Here is a 16,533-nt window from a genome sequence, read left to right as displayed (position 1 = left end):
TTAAGGTTACTAGGCTTCTTCTTCCTGCATTTTTTGAATTAGTGCTAAAACTTCGGTTACCACATCACTGCATATCACAATTAACGAACCTTGTTTGGCGTTCTTAATAGCATAAGTGGTTGCCTCTTTTTCATTGGGAATAACTGTTGTTTTTTTGTTGGGATCATATTGATTGATACCATTGGTAAGCATATCAATTAATTCTTTCTCACTTCTTCCCCTAAGATTTTTATCCTGCCGAATAATAATTTCATCAAACATTTCAGCAGCAATACTACCTATTTGCATGGTATCTTCTACTTTTCTATCTCCAACCCCGGCGATGATTCCTATCTTGACCGTACAATCAATTTTTTGTATAAACTTCTGCAATGCTCTCATTCCTGCAGGGTTATGGGCATAATCTAACAAAACCTGAAAATTTTTAAACTGAAATAAGTTTAATCTCCCCGGAGTTTGTGCTGGTGATGGATTAAAGGTTTGAAGTGCAAGTTTGATATCTTCTATGGTCACTCCTCTCAAATACGCTGCCAATACAGCGGGAAGGATATTTTGGATCATAAATTCTGCCTTTCCTCCAAAGGTTAAAGGAATATTTACTGCTTTCATGATTCGTATTTTCCATTCCCCTTTACAAATGGTTATATAGCCGTTTTCATAAATGGCAGAAAGTCCATTCTTTTTTTGCATTGCTTTAATCCTCGGACTATTTTCGTTCATTGAAAAAAGAGCAATATTAGAAACGGCTTTTTTCCGCATTTTATAAACCAAATCATCATCTGCATTAAGAATGGCATAACCTTGTGGGACAACACTTTCAGGAATAACTCCTTTAACCTCTGCCAACTGCTGAATAGTATGAATTCCTTTTAGCCCGAGGTGATCTTCTGCAACATTGGTGACAATACCTATATCGCAATTATGAAACCCCAGTCCGGAACGTAAAATACCCCCTCTCGCACATTCTAAAACAGCAAAATTAACGGTAGGATCTTTAAGCACAAATTCTGTACTTCCAGGTCCCGTACAATCACCTTTCATTAATAATCTATTTTGAATATAAACCCCATCGCTGGTTGTATATCCAACTTTAAACCCTGTCTGTTTGGCCATATGGGCTATTAACCTAGTGGTGGTGGTTTTACCATTGGTACCTGTGATGGCAATAATAGGAATTTTACCTGTGGATGCATGCGGGAATAATTGATCTATGACCGGTGCTGCTACGTTTCGTGGCAATCCTATGGTAGGCGCCAAATGCATTCGGAATCCTGGACCTGCATTTACTTCAATAACAGCTCCGCCAGTTTCAGAAAGTGGTTTGCTGACATCTGTTGTAATAACATCTATCCCGCAAATATCAAGATCGATAATTTTAGAAATGCGTTCGGCCATAAAAAGATTGTCTGGATGAACTATATCTGTAACATCTTCTGCCGTACCGCCTGTACTTAAATTAGCAGTATCTTTTAAAATAAATCGTTCTCCCTTTTTCAAAACAGTTTTCAACGTATAACCTTCAGAAACAATAATACCTTTGGTTACATTATCAATAGTTATTAGTGTCAACATTTTTTCATGACCATAACCCCGTCTTGGATCTTGGTTTACTTCATTGATCAATTCCTTTATAGTATTTTTTCCATTTCCCACCACATGTGCAGGAGTGCGCCGGGAAGCAGCTACCAACTTATTATTAATCACTAAAAGACGATGATCCTCACCTCTGATTTGCTTTTCAATTAACACCTTTGATGAGATTTTTTTTGCTGTATTAAATCCCAAAAGAGCATCATTAAAAGTATTGATATTAGTAGTCACCCCGCGACCATGGTTTCCGTTTACTGGTTTTATCACCAAGGGGAATCCTAAATTATTAATTATCTCTTGTAATTTGGAATCGTCATTCAAAATTTCTCCTTTGGCTACTGGAATTTGTGCTTGTTCTAATAAATCTTTGGTTTCCACCTTGTCACCAGCAAGATCAACTCCGATATTGCTAGTATGGCAAGTTACTGTTGCCTGTATCCTTTTCTGATTTGCTCCATAGCCCAATTGGCATAACGAATGTTTATTTAACCTTAGCCATGGGATTCCTCGATTCACTGCTTCTTCTACAATAGCTCCTGTACTTGGGCCTAGCCTCACGCTTTCCCTAATTTCTTTCATTTCCTGAATATCAACTGCTAGATCGTATTCTTTATTTTGTACCAGTGTCTCACAAATTTTTACTGAAGCTTTTGCAGCATAACAACCAACTTCCTCTTCCATGTAGTCAAAAACCACATTATAAACCCCATCTTCCCCATAGCCTCGGGTTCTACCAAAACCAACATCCATTCCTGCTAGAGTTTGAATTTCTAGTGCAATATGTTCAATAATATGTCCCATCCATGTTCCAGCCTTTACTCTTGAAAAAAATCCGCCTGCCACTCCTTCAGAACAACGATGTTCATACATGTTTGGAAACATGTTTTCTAACCTTTCAGAAAAACCATCTATTTTATCTGATGGTCGATTTTCCATCTCTTCCAGATCCAAAACCATGACTATTAATTTATGCCTTTTTATAGACCAATAATTAGGTCCGCGAAGCGCATGTATTTCTCTAATTTTCATAATTTTTAATTTAAAAACTTTCCCTGTATGAGAAAAAATGGAATTACGATGTTAATTTATGTATAGGCGAAATATTAAACTATTTTTACGGCATAATTTAATTTTTAATTATGATTAAAGGAACCCTCATCCCTATTGGAGGAAATGAAGACAAAGGATTTCATAAAGCAGACAGATTTCGATTAGATTATATAAGTCAAGGGATATTGTTCAGGGTTGTTGAAGAAAGTGGTGGTAAAAATTCAAAAATATTGGTGATTACAACAGCTTCCGGAGTTCCTGAAGTAGTGGGTAAAAACTATGTTGATGCCTTTTATCTACTGGGGTGTCAAAATGTAAATACATTATTTATAAGCTCTAAGGAAGAAGCAGATTTCAAAGAAAACCTGGAGCTTTTGAAAAACGCAGATTGTATCTTGTTTTCTGGCGGTAATCAGTCTAAAATCACTACAAGAATTAAAAACACCCAATTTCACAAAATATTGCTCGATCGTTATCAAAATGAAAAGATAGTTGTTGCAGGAACTAGCGCTGGTGCAATGTGCATGTCTATGGAAATGATCACAGGTGGTAGCAGTAAAGAATCCTTTATAAAAGCAGCTACAAAAATACGGGAGGGGATGTCTTTAATTCCTGAAATTATTATAGACACTCATTTTATTCAAAGAGGACGCTTTGGAAGGTTATCTGAAGCGGTGGCTAGATATTACGACCGCATTGGGTTTGGCTTGGCAGAAGACACTGGTTTGGTTATTAAAAATGGAAACGATTGTGAAATTATTGGTTCGGGAATGGTTATTATTTTTGACCCCGGAAAACTCACTCACAACAATTATGATATTTTAAAAGATGGCACTCCTCTAACTATGATACATTTAATTACCCATGTGCTTTCTGCAGGTGATACATTTGATATTGAAGACCGATCAGTTAAGGTTACAACGGTACCAGAACATATGTTGTAAAATTTTTGAACCATAGATTTCAGAAGTGAAATTTAATCCCTCATTGAGGGTTTATTTCCCCGAGACCTGCCCGAAAAGAATTTCATTCAGGCGGGCTTGCCTCGAATTTTAAAAGTATTTTCCTCCCGAACCATCGGGACTTACCTCGTGGGCCGGCCCGTACCGTTCGGGCGGGCTTCCCCCGAGGTTCTTGATTCAATCACAAAATTTTAGATTTTTCAGAGAATATAAACTTCATATTATTGATGTCCGATTATAGTTTGGGCTACACTAAAAAAATCTAGATCACCAAGGGTTTTTAGAATGTCTGTTTGATAATTCTCTTCTTTATTTTAGTTTCTTAGAGATGCCAACAAGAGATTGGGATTCAAGCAGATTTTAAATGATTTAAAATTTAAGTCCTGTTTCTTGGTTTTCAGCGAAGTGGTCTTATTTCTTTTCTCTGCCAATATTGATTAGACATTATATATTAAAATTTCATCTAAACCTTCTGAATCTTTACAGGCTCTGTACATTCCTTCGGTGTTAAACGGCATAGCAATATTTCCTTTGGCATCAACTGCAATCAATCCGCCATCTCCTCCTATTTTCAAAATACGTTTTTGTATAACTTCATCTGCCGCCTCCTGCAAGGTCATTCCTTTATATTCCATTAAACAGGAGACGTCATAAGCTACAACTCCACGTATAAAAAATTCACCGCTACCTGTACATGAAACAGCACAGGTATTATTATTGGCATAATTCCCTGAGCCAATTATAGGGCTGTCTCCAATACGACCAAACTTCTTATTTGTCATTCCTCCTGTAGAAGTACCAGCGGCAATGTTTCCATTCTTATCACAGGCTACCGCTCCTACTGTGCCAAATTTGGAATCTTTTTTTACGGAATGATCTAACTGAAAAGAATCTGAATCCTTTATTTCAAGCCATTGCTGGTGTCTAAATTCATCATAAAAATAAGAAGGCTCTTCCAAAATATAACTTAAAGATTCTGCAAATTGAAGCGCTCCTTTGCCTGCTAAAAAAACATGTTCACTTTTTTCCATAACGTCTCTAGCTAAGGAAATAGGGTTTTTAATACCCGTAATTAAAGTTACCGCTCCTGCATTCAAAGTTTTACCATCCATTATTGCAGCATCCATTTCATGGGTTTCGTTCGCGGTAAAAACGCTTCCTTTGCCAGCATTAAATAAATGAGAATTTTCCATCACTATTATTGCTTGCTCTACCGCTTCAATAGCGTCTTTACCTTCTTCTAAAAGTTGAAACCCGGTTTGCATAGCCTCTCTCAAAACGTTTTTATATTCCTTTTCCTTTTCTGAAGTCATTTTACCTCTTACTAAGGTTCCCGCACCACCATGGATGGCTATGGCTATTTTTTGCATCGCTATAGATGTTTAATTCTTGTAGAATCCGTCAGATTATTTTCTGAAGCTAAATTCATTTATTTAAAATTACAACATGTGTTTTACATGTAGCTATAACTTTTGTAGTTTTATAAACTTATAATTCTCACCCATGGCAGACCAAAAACGCTTATTTCTACTTGATGCTTACGCTTTAATTTTTAGAGGCTATTATGCCTTTATAAAGAATCCAAGAATTAACTCCAAAGGGCTGGACACCTCCGCGATCATGGGGTTCACAAATTCGCTTTTTGATGTAATTCGCCGGGAAAAACCAGATCATTTAGCGGTATGTTTTGACAAGGATGGAAGTCATGAGCGTACAGAGCTATATTCAGAATACAAAGCAAACAGAGATGCAACTCCGGAACCAATAAAAATAGCGATTCCCTATATAAAGGACATCCTACATGCAATGCATATTCCAGTGGTGGAATTACCAGGTTGTGAAGCAGATGATGTGATAGGTACTTTAGCTAAGCAAGCCGAAAAAGAGGGCTATAAAATTTTCATGGTTACTCCTGATAAGGATTTTGCCCAGTTAGTTTCAGAAAACATCTTTATGTATCGCCCTGCTAGAATGGGGAATGGAATCGAGATCTTGGGAATTCCCGAAGTTCAGAAGAAGTTTGGAGTAGAAAGGCCCGAACAAGTTATAGATTTTCTAGGGATGATGGGAGATGCTTCCGATAATATTCCCGGGCTTCCAGGAGTAGGCGAAAAAACTGCTAAGAAATTTTTAGCTGAATTTGGAAGTATGGAAGAACTTTTAGCGAATACTGATAAGCTAAAAGGGAAAATGAAAGAGAAAATTGAAGCTAACAAGGAACTTGGCACCCTTTCGAAAAGACTAGCAACTATAATTACCGACTGTGATGTGCAATTTCATGCTGAAAACTATGAACTGTCTAAACCAGATGGAGATAAAGTTCAGTTGTTGTTTGAAGAACTGGAATTCCGAAGATTAAAGGATCAGTTTTTAAAATTATTTTCAGGAGAACAAAGCGCTACGCCTACGCAAGTTTCAGGAACTCCAACCGCGAAAGCGCAAGCAAAGGATTCAACCGCGGGAGCAGGGCAATTTTCTTTATTTGGTGGAGACGCTACTGTTATTGAAGAAACTTCCAGCAGAAAGAACTTGTCAACTTCTGGGCACGTATACCAAAGTTTAACCAGCAATATGGCGATTGAGTTATTTCTGAAAAATTTATTAAAGCAGACCAGTGTTTGTTTTGATACAGAAACTACTGGTTTAAATCCGTTAGAAGCAAAATTGGTGGGAATTGCTTTTTCCTGGGAAGCAGGAAAAGGATTTTATATGCCATTTCCGGAAGATGATACTGAAGCGCAAGAGGTCATTGAGAAACTACGCCCATTTTTCGAATCAGAAGGAATTGAGAAAATTGGTCAGAATTTAAAATACGACATTAAAGTACTTGCCAAATATAAGGTGGAGGTAAAAGGACCTTTATTCGATACCATGATCGCTCATTATCTCATCAATCCGGATATGCGACATAATATGGACATACTTGCGGAAACTTATCTCAACTATACTCCACAATCTATTACGGAGCTTATTGGCAAAAAAGGAAAGAACCAAGGGAATATGAGAGATGTTCCTTTGGATAAGCAAACCGAATACGCCGTAGAAGATGCAGATATTACGCTTCAGCTAAAACAACATTTTCAGCCGGAATTAAAAGAGGCAGAAACCGAAAAATTATTCAACGAAATTGAAATTCCGCTGGTAAGAGTATTAGCCGACATGGAATTGGAAGGAATCAATTTAGATGAAGATTTCTTAAAATCGCTTTCTTCAGAATTAGAAAAAGATATCGCAACTCTGGAAAAACATATTTATGAGGAAGCAGGAGAAGAATTTAATATTGCATCTCCAAAACAATTAGGGATCATTCTTTTTGAAAAGTTAGAGTTAGTTAAGAAACCAAAAAAGACAAAGACAGGGCAATATTCTACTAGTGAAGACGTGCTTTCCTATTTAGCTTCAGATCATGATATTATTAAAAGCGTACTCGAATATAGAGGTTTAGTAAAACTGAAGAACACCTATATTGACGCTTTGCCAACACAGGTAGAAAAAACAACAGGCAGAGTACATACAGATTATATGCAGACAGTTGCTGCAACAGGAAGATTGAGTTCCAACAATCCAAACCTTCAGAATATACCAATTAGAACAGAGCGAGGAAGACAGGTTAGAAAAGCATTTATTCCGCGTGATGAAAATTACACCTTGTTAGCGGCAGATTATTCCCAGATAGAACTTCGAATTATAGCGGCTTTGAGCAAAGAGGATACTATGATGGAAGCATTTAAAAAGGGAGAAGACATTCACGCTTCGACAGCAGCCAGAGTTTTTAACGTGCCATTAGAAGAAGTAACCAGAGAACAACGTGGCAATGCAAAAACAGTGAATTTTGGGATCATTTATGGGGTTTCTGCTTTTGGACTGAGCAATCAGACCGATCTTTCCAGAGGGGAAGCAAAAGAACTTATTGAAACTTATTATGCAACCTACCCAAAATTGAAAATCTACATGCAGGAGCAAGTAGATTTTGCAAGAGACCATGGTTATGTGCAAACCGTTTTAGGTAGACGTAGATATTTAAAGGATATCAATTCACAAAATGCAGTTGTTCGTGGTGCTGCGGAAAGAAATGCGGTAAATGCTCCAATACAAGGAAGTGCAGCAGATATCATAAAATTGGCGATGATCAATATTCATAGAAAATTAAAAGAAGGCAATTTTAAAACAAAAATGCTTTTACAGGTACATGATGAATTGGTTTTTGACGCTTACAACGATGAATTACCAGAAATGAGGAAAATGATCAAGGCTGAAATGGAAAATGCCTTTAAAATGGAAGTTCCGCTAGATGTGGATTTGGGTGAAGGTAGAGACTGGCTGGAAGCACATTAGCAGTCAACAATGGACAATAAACAATGAACAATTAGCAGTTAGCAGTTAGCAGTTAGCAGTTAGCAGAATTTAAATATTCTGAATTTGAATAAAGGTTTATTTCCTGTTTATTCGGTTTGTCTCCTATTGGATATTCTAAACTTTGATAATGCCAAATTATGAGAATATGTGCACCCTTTAGGGTTGGGGCAAAGGCATATTCGGCTTTGATATAATCAATTTAACTTCTAGAACTAAGGATATACTTACTATTTCAAAATAAAAAGCTATCCCCACTTAAAAAGGACAGCTTTTTATTATAATTTAAATTCCATTATAATCTAGTATATTCTAAGGCTAAGATCCTGATCTTAGATGCTGAAGTATCTCCTGGATCTGTTACATAAACATTAGATTCAGCTTTTGAAACATCAAAGGCAAAAGTACTTGTATTATAGTTCAAAGCTTTTCTATCAGTATAAATAGTTCCGTCTATACTAATATGAAGTATAAGATCTGTTCCTTCAATATCCCAAGTTCCAAAGTCGATTCTATTCTTCACACAAACAAATTCAGCATTGCTGGTTCCTCCATTAAAATCTAGACGAGCATTGGTTGTTGAAAATGTTTTATCCTGACTGAAAATAATTTTCATATCGTTAAAACAGGAGGATTCATTTAAGAGGTTTTTATCTCCAGTTCCATCTTTGTTAAGGTCTACGGAGGTATCTGCATTCATGGCAGAAAGGTTCCACTCTCCAACAAGATCATCAGGATTAATAGATGCTTCAAAATTGCTTGTTTTAAAAGAGGAATTAGTGTCGGATCCATCTTCTTTGCTACAAGCAAAGCTTAATATTGCCAATGCAAAAATTAAAGTGAATTTATAAAATTTCATATATAGGTGTTTGATATTAGGGAAACTAAAGTGCAAACATAAGTATTTTAATAAGTTTTTTATGACAATATTAACATCAAAATTACTCTTTATCGTTAAATAATGCCCTTAGACGATATTATGGTTTTCTTTAAAATATAAAATAAACCTGTTTTATTACAGTAATATATTTTGGATGTTCACATTTTAGCAAGCTTGATGTTGGAGGACATTATTTCAGTATATAAAGGATATTGACAGTCAATGAATTCTGTTCTAATAAATTAATGAAGGTCTATTTGCATTCTGAATTTATAATTGTACATTTGCACCCCTGTTTTCCCGATAGATTTATCTAGGGGCAGGGAATGGAATGTTTAATAACAAGTAAAATTAATTAGTGTGGACACATTAAGCTACAAAACAGTATCGGCCAACAAGGCTACCGTGACCAAAGATTGGGTACACGTAGATGCTGATGGTCAGACTTTAGGTCGTCTTTCTACTCAGGTTGCAAAATTACTAAGAGGGAAATTCAAGCCTAACTTCACCCCACACGTTGATTGCGGTGATAACGTAATTGTTACCAATGCCGAGAAAATCAACTTATCAGGTAAAAAATGGGATTCTAAAGAATACATTCGCCATACTGGCTATCCTGGGGGACAACGCAGTCTAACTGCAACCGAATTATTCAATAAAGGACCGGAAAGGTTAATTGAAAATGCGGTAAAAGGAATGCTACCTAAAAACAAATTAGGCGCAGCTATATTCCGTAATTTAAAGGTATATGTAGGATCAGAACATGATCAATCTGCACAAAAGCCTAAAACTATCAACTTAAACGATCTTTTGTAATGGAAGTTATTCACAAAATTGGCCGTAGAAAAACGGCTGTTGCGCGTATCTATGTTGGACAAGGAAAAGGCAACATTACAATTAACAAAAAGGATCTTAAGGATTATTTTACGACTGGACCTTTAGTTTACAAAGTAATGCAACCTCTTAACATGACCGGAAACGAAGAAAACTTCGACATCAAGGTAAATGTTTTTGGTGGTGGTATCACTGGACAAGCTGAAGCTATTCGTCTTGCTATTGCTAGAGCGATGGTAGAATTAGACCCGGAAAACAGAGCTACTTTAAAGCCTGAAGGTTTAATGACCAGAGATCCAAGAATGGTAGAACGTAAGAAGTTCGGACAGAAGAAAGCTCGTAAGAAATTCCAGTTCTCTAAACGTTAATATCATTGGGCATTGCCCGAAAGTTCATTTAAAAATTAAAATTTTTGTTGTTGCTCCAACTAGTATTGGAGGTTAGTTTAGCATCTAAACCACGCATTAGCGGGGTTGCTATCTCAACAGAACGTAAACTATTACAAAAATGGCAAACAAAGTAGAAGTAAAAGAATTACTTGATGCAGGTGTACATTTTGGACACCTTACAAGAAGATGGAACCCAAACATGGCCCCATATATCTATATGGAACGCAATGGGATTCACATTATAAACCTATATAAAAGTGCTGCTAAAATGCAGGAAGCTGGTGAAGCTCTTAATAAGATCGCTGCTAGTGGAAGAAAAATACTTTTTGTAGCTACAAAAAAGCAAGCTAAAGAAATTGTTGCAGAACATGCAGCAAAAGCCAACATGCCTTACATCACTGAAAGATGGCCTGGTGGAATGCTTACAAACTTTATCACTATCCGTAAGGCAGTTAAGAAAATGTCTTCTATTGATAGAATGAAAAAAGATGGTACTTTCAACACTCTTTCCAAGAAAGAACGTTTACAAGTTGACCGTTTAAGAGCTAAGTTAGAGAAAAACTTAGGTTCTATTTCAGAAATGAGCCGTCTTCCTTCAGCTCTATTTGTTGTAGATATTACCCGTGAACATATTGCGGTTAAAGAAGCTCAAAAATTAAACATTCCAATTTTTGCAATGGTTGATACAAATTCTGATCCTCGTGAAGTAGAATATGTGATTCCATCTAATGATGATGCTTCAAAATCTATTGACAAAGTTGTTTCTTACATGGCAGAATCTATTATTGCCGGTCTTTCTGAAAGAAAGTCTAGTAAGGATGCTAAAGAAGAAGGATCTGATGAAAAAGCTGCTAAAGCTCCAAAGGCTAAAAAAGCTAAAGCTGATGTAGAAGCTCCTGCTAAAGATGCTGAAGATAAAAAAGCACCTAAAGAAACTAAGGCTGATGCAGAAGCACCTTCTAAAGATGCTGAAGACAAAAAAGCACCGAAAGAAGCTAAAGCTGACGTAGAAGTTCCTTCTACCGATGCTGAAGATAAAAAAGCGATGAAAGAGGCTAAAAAAGATGTGAAATTAGAATCTAAAGAAGAAACACTTGAAAAAGCTGCTGATTCTACAGAAGAGAAAGAATAACATACCTTTTTAAGTAATATATAAGTCGTTTAGATCTTTCTTCAAACAAAGCTAAGCGACTTATTTTTTAAAAAACTAAAAAATTTTAAACATCATGGCAAATATAACAGCCGCAGAAGTAAATAAATTAAGAAAATCTACCGGTGCCGGTATGATGGATTGTAAAAAAGCATTAGTGGAAGCTGATGGGGATTTTGAATTAGCAATCGAAGTATTACGTAAACAAGGTCAAAAAGTTGCTGCAAAGCGTGCCGACAGAGATTCTTCTGAAGGTGCTGTAATTGCAAAAGTAAACGATGATGCTACTAAAGGTGTTATTGTTTCTTTAAACTGTGAGACAGATTTCGTTGCGAAAAATGATACTTACGTAGCTATGGCTACTCAAATTGCAGAAATTGCACTTTCTACTTCTTCAAAAGAAGAATTATTAGCTGCAGATTTCAACGGGATTTCTGTTCAGGATAAATTAACTGAGCAAACAGGGGTTATCGGTGAGAAAATTGAAATTGGAGATTACCGCACAATGGAAGCTCCTTTCGTAGGTTCTTATATTCATGCTGGTAATAAAATTGCTGTCCTAACTGGACTTTCTAAAAATGTTGAAGGAGCTGAAGAAGCTGCAAAAAACGTTTCTATGCAAGCGGCAGCTATGAACCCAGTTGCTTTAAATGAAGAAGGTGTAGATCAAACTACCATCGATAAAGAAATCGAGATCGCAAAAGATCAATTAAGACAAGAAGGAAAGCCAGAAGAAATGTTAGATAACATTGCTAAAGGTAAGATCAAGCGTTTCTTTAAGGATAACACTTTAGTAAACCAAGATTATATTAAAGATAACAAAATGAGTATCTCTGCTTACGTTAAGTCTGTAGACAGTGATCTTAAAGTTGTTTCTTTTGAAAGAGTTGCTTTAGGATAATTAAAGCTTCTTTATATTATAAAAACCCGTTTCATTTATTTGAAGCGGGTTTTTCGTTTTTAATGCTTATTGAATTTTATACAGCACCGGCTTGCTCGGCGAAGCATCATTCTCAAATGAAGCTATCTGGAGGTTTAAAATATACATTCCATCTTCAACCTTACTGGCAACATAGACCAACTCAGTAATAGTAGCATCTAATCTGGTGTTCTTGGGATAATCCCAAAAGGCCTTATGAGCTAAAAGCTTCCCTTCATCTTTTTCCTTATCTACAGATGGCAAATCTATTAAAAGATGCTTAATACCACATTCTCTTATATATCTAGCAGCAGCTTCCTCCAGAAAGGGCCAATTGGTATGAGAATATTTCTTGCTGCGCTTCTCGATATAATTAGGAAGCGTTCTTATAATGACTGATTCCACCTCATCTACTTTTAGCAAGCTTCTAATCTGAGCCTCAGTAATTACATGATCTTCTCCCCTTCTCTCAGGCTCAATTGAAATGACTTTTGCTGTAAAAAAGAAGTTCTTTAAAGTTTCATTTATACTATGAAATTCTCTCGTAATATGCCCGACACATTCGGTATGAGTACCGTGTCCATGAGGATTGAAAGATATATTGTTGAAATTGGTAGAACTCCCGGCTGTTACTTTCCCTATAAAATCTCCATCTACCACCGGTTGGATGTTTGGAGCATTTAAATACCAAGCAATTGGATTTTTGTCGTCTCCCCTAAGAACAAGGGAAATATCCAAGGGCTTGGAGAGATTTATAGTGTAGGTTTTATTTTGATATTTAATTTCTGCTTTCATCCAAATACTCTAATGTAGAGTCTATAATATGTTTACTAATTTATAAAGAATAAATTACTGGCAATTCCATCACTTAGAAATTTTCCTTTTTGAGTGACTGTAAGTATCCCTTCGTTTTGTTCCAGTAGACCTAATTCAATTTCTTTGGAAGCCTCGTTCAATAAATGCGTTTTATACAAATTCCCAAAGCGCTCCTCTACTTCTTTAACATCTACGCCCCACATCGTACGCAGTCTAGTCATCGCATACTCGTTATACCTGTCTGTATCAGACAGTTCTTCTTTTTCTAAAGGCAACTCCCCTTTTGCTATAGATTTTATATACAGCGTATTATTATTGATATTCCACATCCTGTTTTCCCCATCATAAGAATGTGCAGAAGGTCCTATTCCCAAATAAGGCTTTCCAAACCAATAGGCTGTATTATTCTCAGAGAAATACCCAGGTTTTCCATAATTAGAAAATTCATAATGAGTAAAACCTTTCGCTTTCAAAATTTTAGTCAGAATATCAAAATGTTCCCTTGCCGCCTCATCATCCACCGGTTTCACTTTTCCCTTTTCAATCATTTTTTTTAGAGCCGTATTAGGCTCTATAGTTAATGCATAGCATGAAAAATGCGGCAATCCTAGAGACAATGCTGTTTCAATATTGGTTCTCCAGCGTTCATTGCTCATTCCCGGAATTCCGTAAATAAGATCTATAGAAATATTCTCAAAAAACTGTTTAGCCATTTGTATACTTTCCAGGGCTTCAGTTGCATTGTGTGCTCGATTCATCAATTGAAGATCCTCTTCAAAAAAAGATTGCACTCCAATACTCAATCTATTTATTCCGGCATTCTTCAATGTTTTAAGATTCTCTAGACTAAGATCATCTGGATTTGCTTCTAAAGTGATCTCTGCATCTTTTCTCACTTCAAAATTGTCATTTACGGCATCGAAGATCATTTTCAACTCTTCTGAAGAAAGCAAGGAAGGAGTACCACCTCCAAAATAAATAGTATCTAGCTCTTTTCCGGGTAATTCGTTTTTCCGAAGTCTTATTTCTTCACATAACATTCTCACCAATTCTCCCTTTTTTTTAATAGAAGTGGAAAAATGGAAGTCACAATAGTGACAGGCTTGCTTACAGAATGGTATATGAATATATAGTGAGGACATTTTTACAATTATCAATTAACAATGAACAATAATCAATTTTTGATTCTAGTTGTTTTCAAAATTGAGAAGAGTATTTTAGATAGCTCATCTCCTTTTAAGTGCAGTTCTTCAAAACGGTTTTTATCAATATAATCTGAATCTTTTAAAAGAGAAAGCCAATATTTTGTTTCTAAACTTTCTTTATAGGCAATAGAAATCTTTGCTGAAAAATCTGCATTAGAAATAGCTCCGTTAGCTTCAGCAATATTAGCCCCAATAGATGTTCCACATCTCAACAATTGCTTACTAAGAATATATTCCTTTTCTAAAACCGTTAGGTCTTTATACAGTTGAATAATAACCAAAGCAAAATCGTAAGATTTCTTAGAAAGCGGATTATTTACTTCACCCATTGGTAATTGATAATTGTTTATTGAGTTTACCCATTGCTAATTATTAACTGTTTATTGTTAATTGATAATTGTTTATTGCTTACTGAGCTTCTTCGGATTTTGCTTCACAAAGGAATCCCAGCCGGTATAACTTTTGCCAACTTCAACTTTACCAGAATTATAAAAATGACATACCGCCGCTGCCAATCCATCTGTAGAATCCAAATTCTTAGGTAATTCTTTAAGTCCCAATAAACTTTGAAGCATCTTAGCAACCTGCTCCTTACTGGCATTCCCATTCCCGGTGATCGCCATTTTTATTTTTTTGGGAAGGTATTCTGTGATTGGAATTTCTCTTGATAAACCCGCAGCCATAGCTACTCCTTGAGCTCTCCCAAGTTTTAGCATAGATTGCACATTTTTCCCAAAAAATGGCGCCTCAATAGCAATCTCATCTGGATGAAAAGTATCAATTAATTCTACAGTTCGTTCAAAGATCAGTTTCAACTTAATATAAGGATCGCTATACTTTTGAAGTAGCAACTCATTTAGTTGTAAAAACTGCATTTTTTTGTTCACCACCTTGATCAAACCAAAACCCATAATAGTGGTGCCGGGATCGATTCCTAAAATAATACGTTCGTTTTTCAAAAGTGGAAAGTCTTTAGCTGTTACCCATTCTTAATAGTTTGTTTACTTTTGATTGGGCTTTACAAAGCTACATAATTCTGCTTAGCAATTCTCTTAATCTGGCCATCTGTAAACATGCAATTATTTATATTTTTTTTGATTGTAGTAACCTTAATATATGTGGCGCTTATAACTGCCCTAATATTAGGTTGGAAGAAAGTCGCTTCATTTGAATTGAGTGGAGCGGCTCCATTAAACAAATTTTCCATAATAACACCTTTCAGAAATGAAGCTGAAAATTTACCAGAACTCTTGTTGAGCCTTTCTAATATAAATTATCCTAAGACTCATTTCGAAATTATTTTGGTGAATGATGAATCTGAAGACAACTCGGTTCAAGCTTGTTTTCATTTTAAGCAAAGGAATCCAGAACTCCAGTTTTCAATAATAAATAACATTAGGAAAACAAATTCCCCGAAAAAGGATGCAATAACCACTGCAATAATTTCCTCTCGATTCGAATATATAATTACTACCGATGCAGATTGTGCTGTACCAGCTTTATGGCTTCAAGCTTTTAATGAAAAGATTATTGAAACCGATGCGGCAATGATTGCGGCACCAGTAAGTTTCTTTAGCGCAAGATCTTCCAAAGAGAGATTTTTGAATTATTTAGCTGCCTTTCAGGAATTGGACTTTATGAGTCTTCAGGCAGCAGGAATTGGTGGTTTTGGGCTAAATAGACCTTTTATATGTAACGGCGCCAATCTATGTTACGAAAAAAGGGCTTTTTATGAAGTGGAAGGATTTCAAGGAAACTCCAATATTTCCAGCGGAGATGATGTTTTTTTGCTTCAGAAATTTAAAGATTTAAATTATCCTGTATGTTTTTTAAAATCAGAACAAGCCATTGTTTATACTAAGCCTCAAGCTTCACTCCAAACATTGTTTTCACAACGCATAAGGTGGGCAGCCAAAACAACAGCCTACAAAAGTGTTTTTGCTAAACTAATTGGACTAAGCGTACTATTGGTGAATCTGTTTTTGGTGATTGGACTTATTTTGACTCTTTTGAACGAAGTGAATTATGAATTAGTGCTCTTCAGTTTTCTTATAAAGTTCTTGGTAGATCTTGGATTACTTTATTATTCAGCAACTTTCTTCAGAAAAAAAACGATGTTGAGCCATTTTTTATGGTGTAGTCTTCTTTATCCATTTTTCTCTACATTGGTGGCGATCTTATCTCTATTTAGTGGATTTGAATGGAAAGGAAGAAGTTTTAAGAAATAGGAAAATCTACCCCTCGCCTTTAGGCCGTATTGAGCGAATTCGAAATGCCCGGTTTACTTTTAACTATTTACTGTTAACTGCTAATTGATTATTGTTTATTTCTAACTGTGAACTGAAAACTGTTAATTGAATATTGTTAATTGTTTATTGCTAATTG

At 35.8% G+C, this 16,533-nt stretch carries 14 protein-coding genes; 7 read left to right on the top strand and 7 right to left on the bottom strand.

Annotated elements, in window-relative coordinates; translation table 11 throughout:
- Positions 1-9: 9 nt before the first annotated feature.
- Positions 10-2,619 carry a cyanophycin synthetase gene (gene cphA, locus H033_RS0105600; RefSeq protein ID WP_026837410.1) on the bottom strand — a complete coding sequence of 870 codons (2,610 nt, stop codon included), beginning with the start codon at positions 2,617-2,619 and terminating at the stop codon, positions 10-12.
- Between the two features lie 110 nt (positions 2,620-2,729).
- On the opposite strand from cphA, the gene H033_RS0105595 reads away from it, so the two are divergent.
- Positions 2,730-3,584 (top strand): cyanophycinase, encoded by an 855-nt coding sequence (locus H033_RS0105595; RefSeq protein ID WP_026837409.1) that lies wholly within the window; start codon positions 2,730-2,732, stop codon positions 3,582-3,584.
- Between the two features lie 455 nt (positions 3,585-4,039).
- Here H033_RS0105595 and H033_RS0105590 read toward each other — a convergent pair whose 3' ends face one another.
- The gene (locus H033_RS0105590; protein WP_026837408.1) at positions 4,040-4,972 is read right to left on the bottom strand and encodes an isoaspartyl peptidase/L-asparaginase family protein; all 933 of its coding nucleotides are present in this window, start codon (positions 4,970-4,972) and stop codon (positions 4,040-4,042) included.
- Positions 4,973-5,105: 133 nt separating this feature from the next.
- Here H033_RS0105590 and polA point away from each other — a divergent pair, with 133 nt between their 5' ends.
- Positions 5,106-7,937, top strand: a complete 2,832-nt coding sequence (gene polA, locus H033_RS0105585) for a DNA polymerase I (RefSeq protein WP_026837407.1) — start codon at positions 5,106-5,108, stop codon at positions 7,935-7,937.
- Positions 7,938-8,250: 313 nt separating this feature from the next.
- Here polA and H033_RS0105580 read toward each other — a convergent pair whose 3' ends face one another.
- Positions 8,251-8,814, bottom strand: a complete 564-nt coding sequence (locus H033_RS0105580; RefSeq protein ID WP_026837406.1) for a DUF5004 domain-containing protein — start codon at positions 8,812-8,814, stop codon at positions 8,251-8,253.
- Between the two features lie 381 nt (positions 8,815-9,195).
- Here H033_RS0105580 and rplM point away from each other — a divergent pair, with 381 nt between their 5' ends.
- The 4 genes from rplM (at position 9,196) to tsf (ending at position 12,109) form a co-directional block, all read left to right on the top strand.
- On the top strand, positions 9,196-9,651 hold the full coding sequence (rplM, locus tag H033_RS0105575; RefSeq protein ID WP_026837405.1) for a 50S ribosomal protein L13: 456 nt from the start codon (positions 9,196-9,198) through the stop codon (positions 9,649-9,651).
- Positions 9,651-10,037, top strand: a complete 387-nt coding sequence (gene rpsI, locus H033_RS0105570; protein WP_026837404.1) for a 30S ribosomal protein S9 — start codon at positions 9,651-9,653, stop codon at positions 10,035-10,037. Before rplM ends, rpsI begins: the two co-directional genes overlap by 1 nt.
- A 139-nt stretch (positions 10,038-10,176) precedes the next feature.
- Positions 10,177-11,190 carry a 30S ribosomal protein S2 gene (gene rpsB, locus H033_RS0105565; RefSeq protein ID WP_026837403.1) on the top strand — a complete coding sequence of 338 codons (1,014 nt, stop codon included), beginning with the start codon at positions 10,177-10,179 and terminating at the stop codon, positions 11,188-11,190.
- A 94-nt stretch (positions 11,191-11,284) separates the two neighbouring features.
- On the top strand, positions 11,285-12,109 hold the full coding sequence (gene tsf, locus H033_RS0105560) for a translation elongation factor Ts (protein WP_026837402.1): 825 nt from the start codon (positions 11,285-11,287) through the stop codon (positions 12,107-12,109).
- A gap of 66 nt (positions 12,110-12,175) precedes the next feature.
- Here the strand turns inward: tsf and H033_RS0105555 are convergent, their stop codons facing one another.
- The 4 genes from H033_RS0105555 to ruvC form a co-directional block, all read right to left on the bottom strand.
- Positions 12,176-12,922 carry a cyclase family protein gene (locus H033_RS0105555; RefSeq protein ID WP_026837401.1) on the bottom strand — a complete coding sequence of 249 codons (747 nt, stop codon included), beginning with the start codon at positions 12,920-12,922 and terminating at the stop codon, positions 12,176-12,178.
- Positions 12,923-12,957: 35 nt separating this feature from the next.
- The gene (hemW, locus tag H033_RS0105550; protein WP_026837400.1) at positions 12,958-14,085 is read right to left on the bottom strand and encodes a radical SAM family heme chaperone HemW; all 1,128 of its coding nucleotides are present in this window, start codon (positions 14,083-14,085) and stop codon (positions 12,958-12,960) included.
- A 32-nt stretch (positions 14,086-14,117) separates the two neighbouring features.
- Positions 14,118-14,477, bottom strand: a complete 360-nt coding sequence (locus tag H033_RS0105545; RefSeq protein ID WP_026837399.1) for a four helix bundle protein — start codon at positions 14,475-14,477, stop codon at positions 14,118-14,120.
- 72 nt (positions 14,478-14,549) lie between these two features.
- Positions 14,550-15,107: a crossover junction endodeoxyribonuclease RuvC gene (gene ruvC, locus H033_RS0105540; RefSeq protein WP_026837398.1), complete on the bottom strand. Its 558-nt coding sequence runs from the start codon at positions 15,105-15,107 to the stop codon at positions 14,550-14,552.
- A 114-nt stretch (positions 15,108-15,221) separates the two neighbouring features.
- Between ruvC and H033_RS0105535 the strand changes: the two genes are divergently transcribed.
- The gene (locus tag H033_RS0105535) at positions 15,222-16,376 is read left to right on the top strand and encodes a glycosyltransferase family 2 protein (RefSeq protein ID WP_026837397.1); all 1,155 of its coding nucleotides are present in this window, start codon (positions 15,222-15,224) and stop codon (positions 16,374-16,376) included.
- Positions 16,377-16,533: the final 157 nt, after the last annotated feature.

This window comes from Gillisia sp. JM1, from assembly GCF_000424645.1.
Taxonomy (GTDB): domain Bacteria; phylum Bacteroidota; class Bacteroidia; order Flavobacteriales; family Flavobacteriaceae; genus Gillisia.
Note: the sequence above shows the minus strand (reverse complement) of the source record. Positions and strands in the feature narration are given on the sequence as shown.

What these genes read in the sequence shown, in the direction of transcription:
- H033_RS0105545 (WP_026837399.1), bottom strand. Translation starts at nt 14,477, where the DNA reads ATGGGTGAAGTAAATAATCCGCTTTCTAAGAAATCTTACGATTTTGCT.
- rpsI (WP_026837404.1), top strand. Translation starts at nt 9,651, where the DNA reads ATGGAAGTTATTCACAAAATTGGCCGTAGAAAAACGGCTGTTGCGCGT.
- tsf (WP_026837402.1), top strand. Translation starts at nt 11,285, where the DNA reads ATGGCAAATATAACAGCCGCAGAAGTAAATAAATTAAGAAAATCTACC.
- cphA (WP_026837410.1), bottom strand. Translation starts at nt 2,619, where the DNA reads ATGAAAATTAGAGAAATACATGCGCTTCGCGGACCTAATTATTGGTCT.
- H033_RS0105580 (WP_026837406.1), bottom strand. Translation starts at nt 8,814, where the DNA reads ATGAAATTTTATAAATTCACTTTAATTTTTGCATTGGCAATATTAAGC.
- H033_RS0105590 (WP_026837408.1), bottom strand. Translation starts at nt 4,972, where the DNA reads ATGCAAAAAATAGCCATAGCCATCCATGGTGGTGCGGGAACCTTAGTA.
- rpsB (WP_026837403.1), top strand. Translation starts at nt 10,177, where the DNA reads ATGGCAAACAAAGTAGAAGTAAAAGAATTACTTGATGCAGGTGTACAT.
- polA (WP_026837407.1), top strand. Translation starts at nt 5,106, where the DNA reads ATGGCAGACCAAAAACGCTTATTTCTACTTGATGCTTACGCTTTAATT.
- hemW (WP_026837400.1), bottom strand. Translation starts at nt 14,085, where the DNA reads ATGTCCTCACTATATATTCATATACCATTCTGTAAGCAAGCCTGTCAC.
- H033_RS0105535 (WP_026837397.1), top strand. Translation starts at nt 15,222, where the DNA reads ATGCAATTATTTATATTTTTTTTGATTGTAGTAACCTTAATATATGTG.
- H033_RS0105555 (WP_026837401.1), bottom strand. Translation starts at nt 12,922, where the DNA reads ATGAAAGCAGAAATTAAATATCAAAATAAAACCTACACTATAAATCTC.
- H033_RS0105595 (WP_026837409.1), top strand. Translation starts at nt 2,730, where the DNA reads ATGATTAAAGGAACCCTCATCCCTATTGGAGGAAATGAAGACAAAGGA.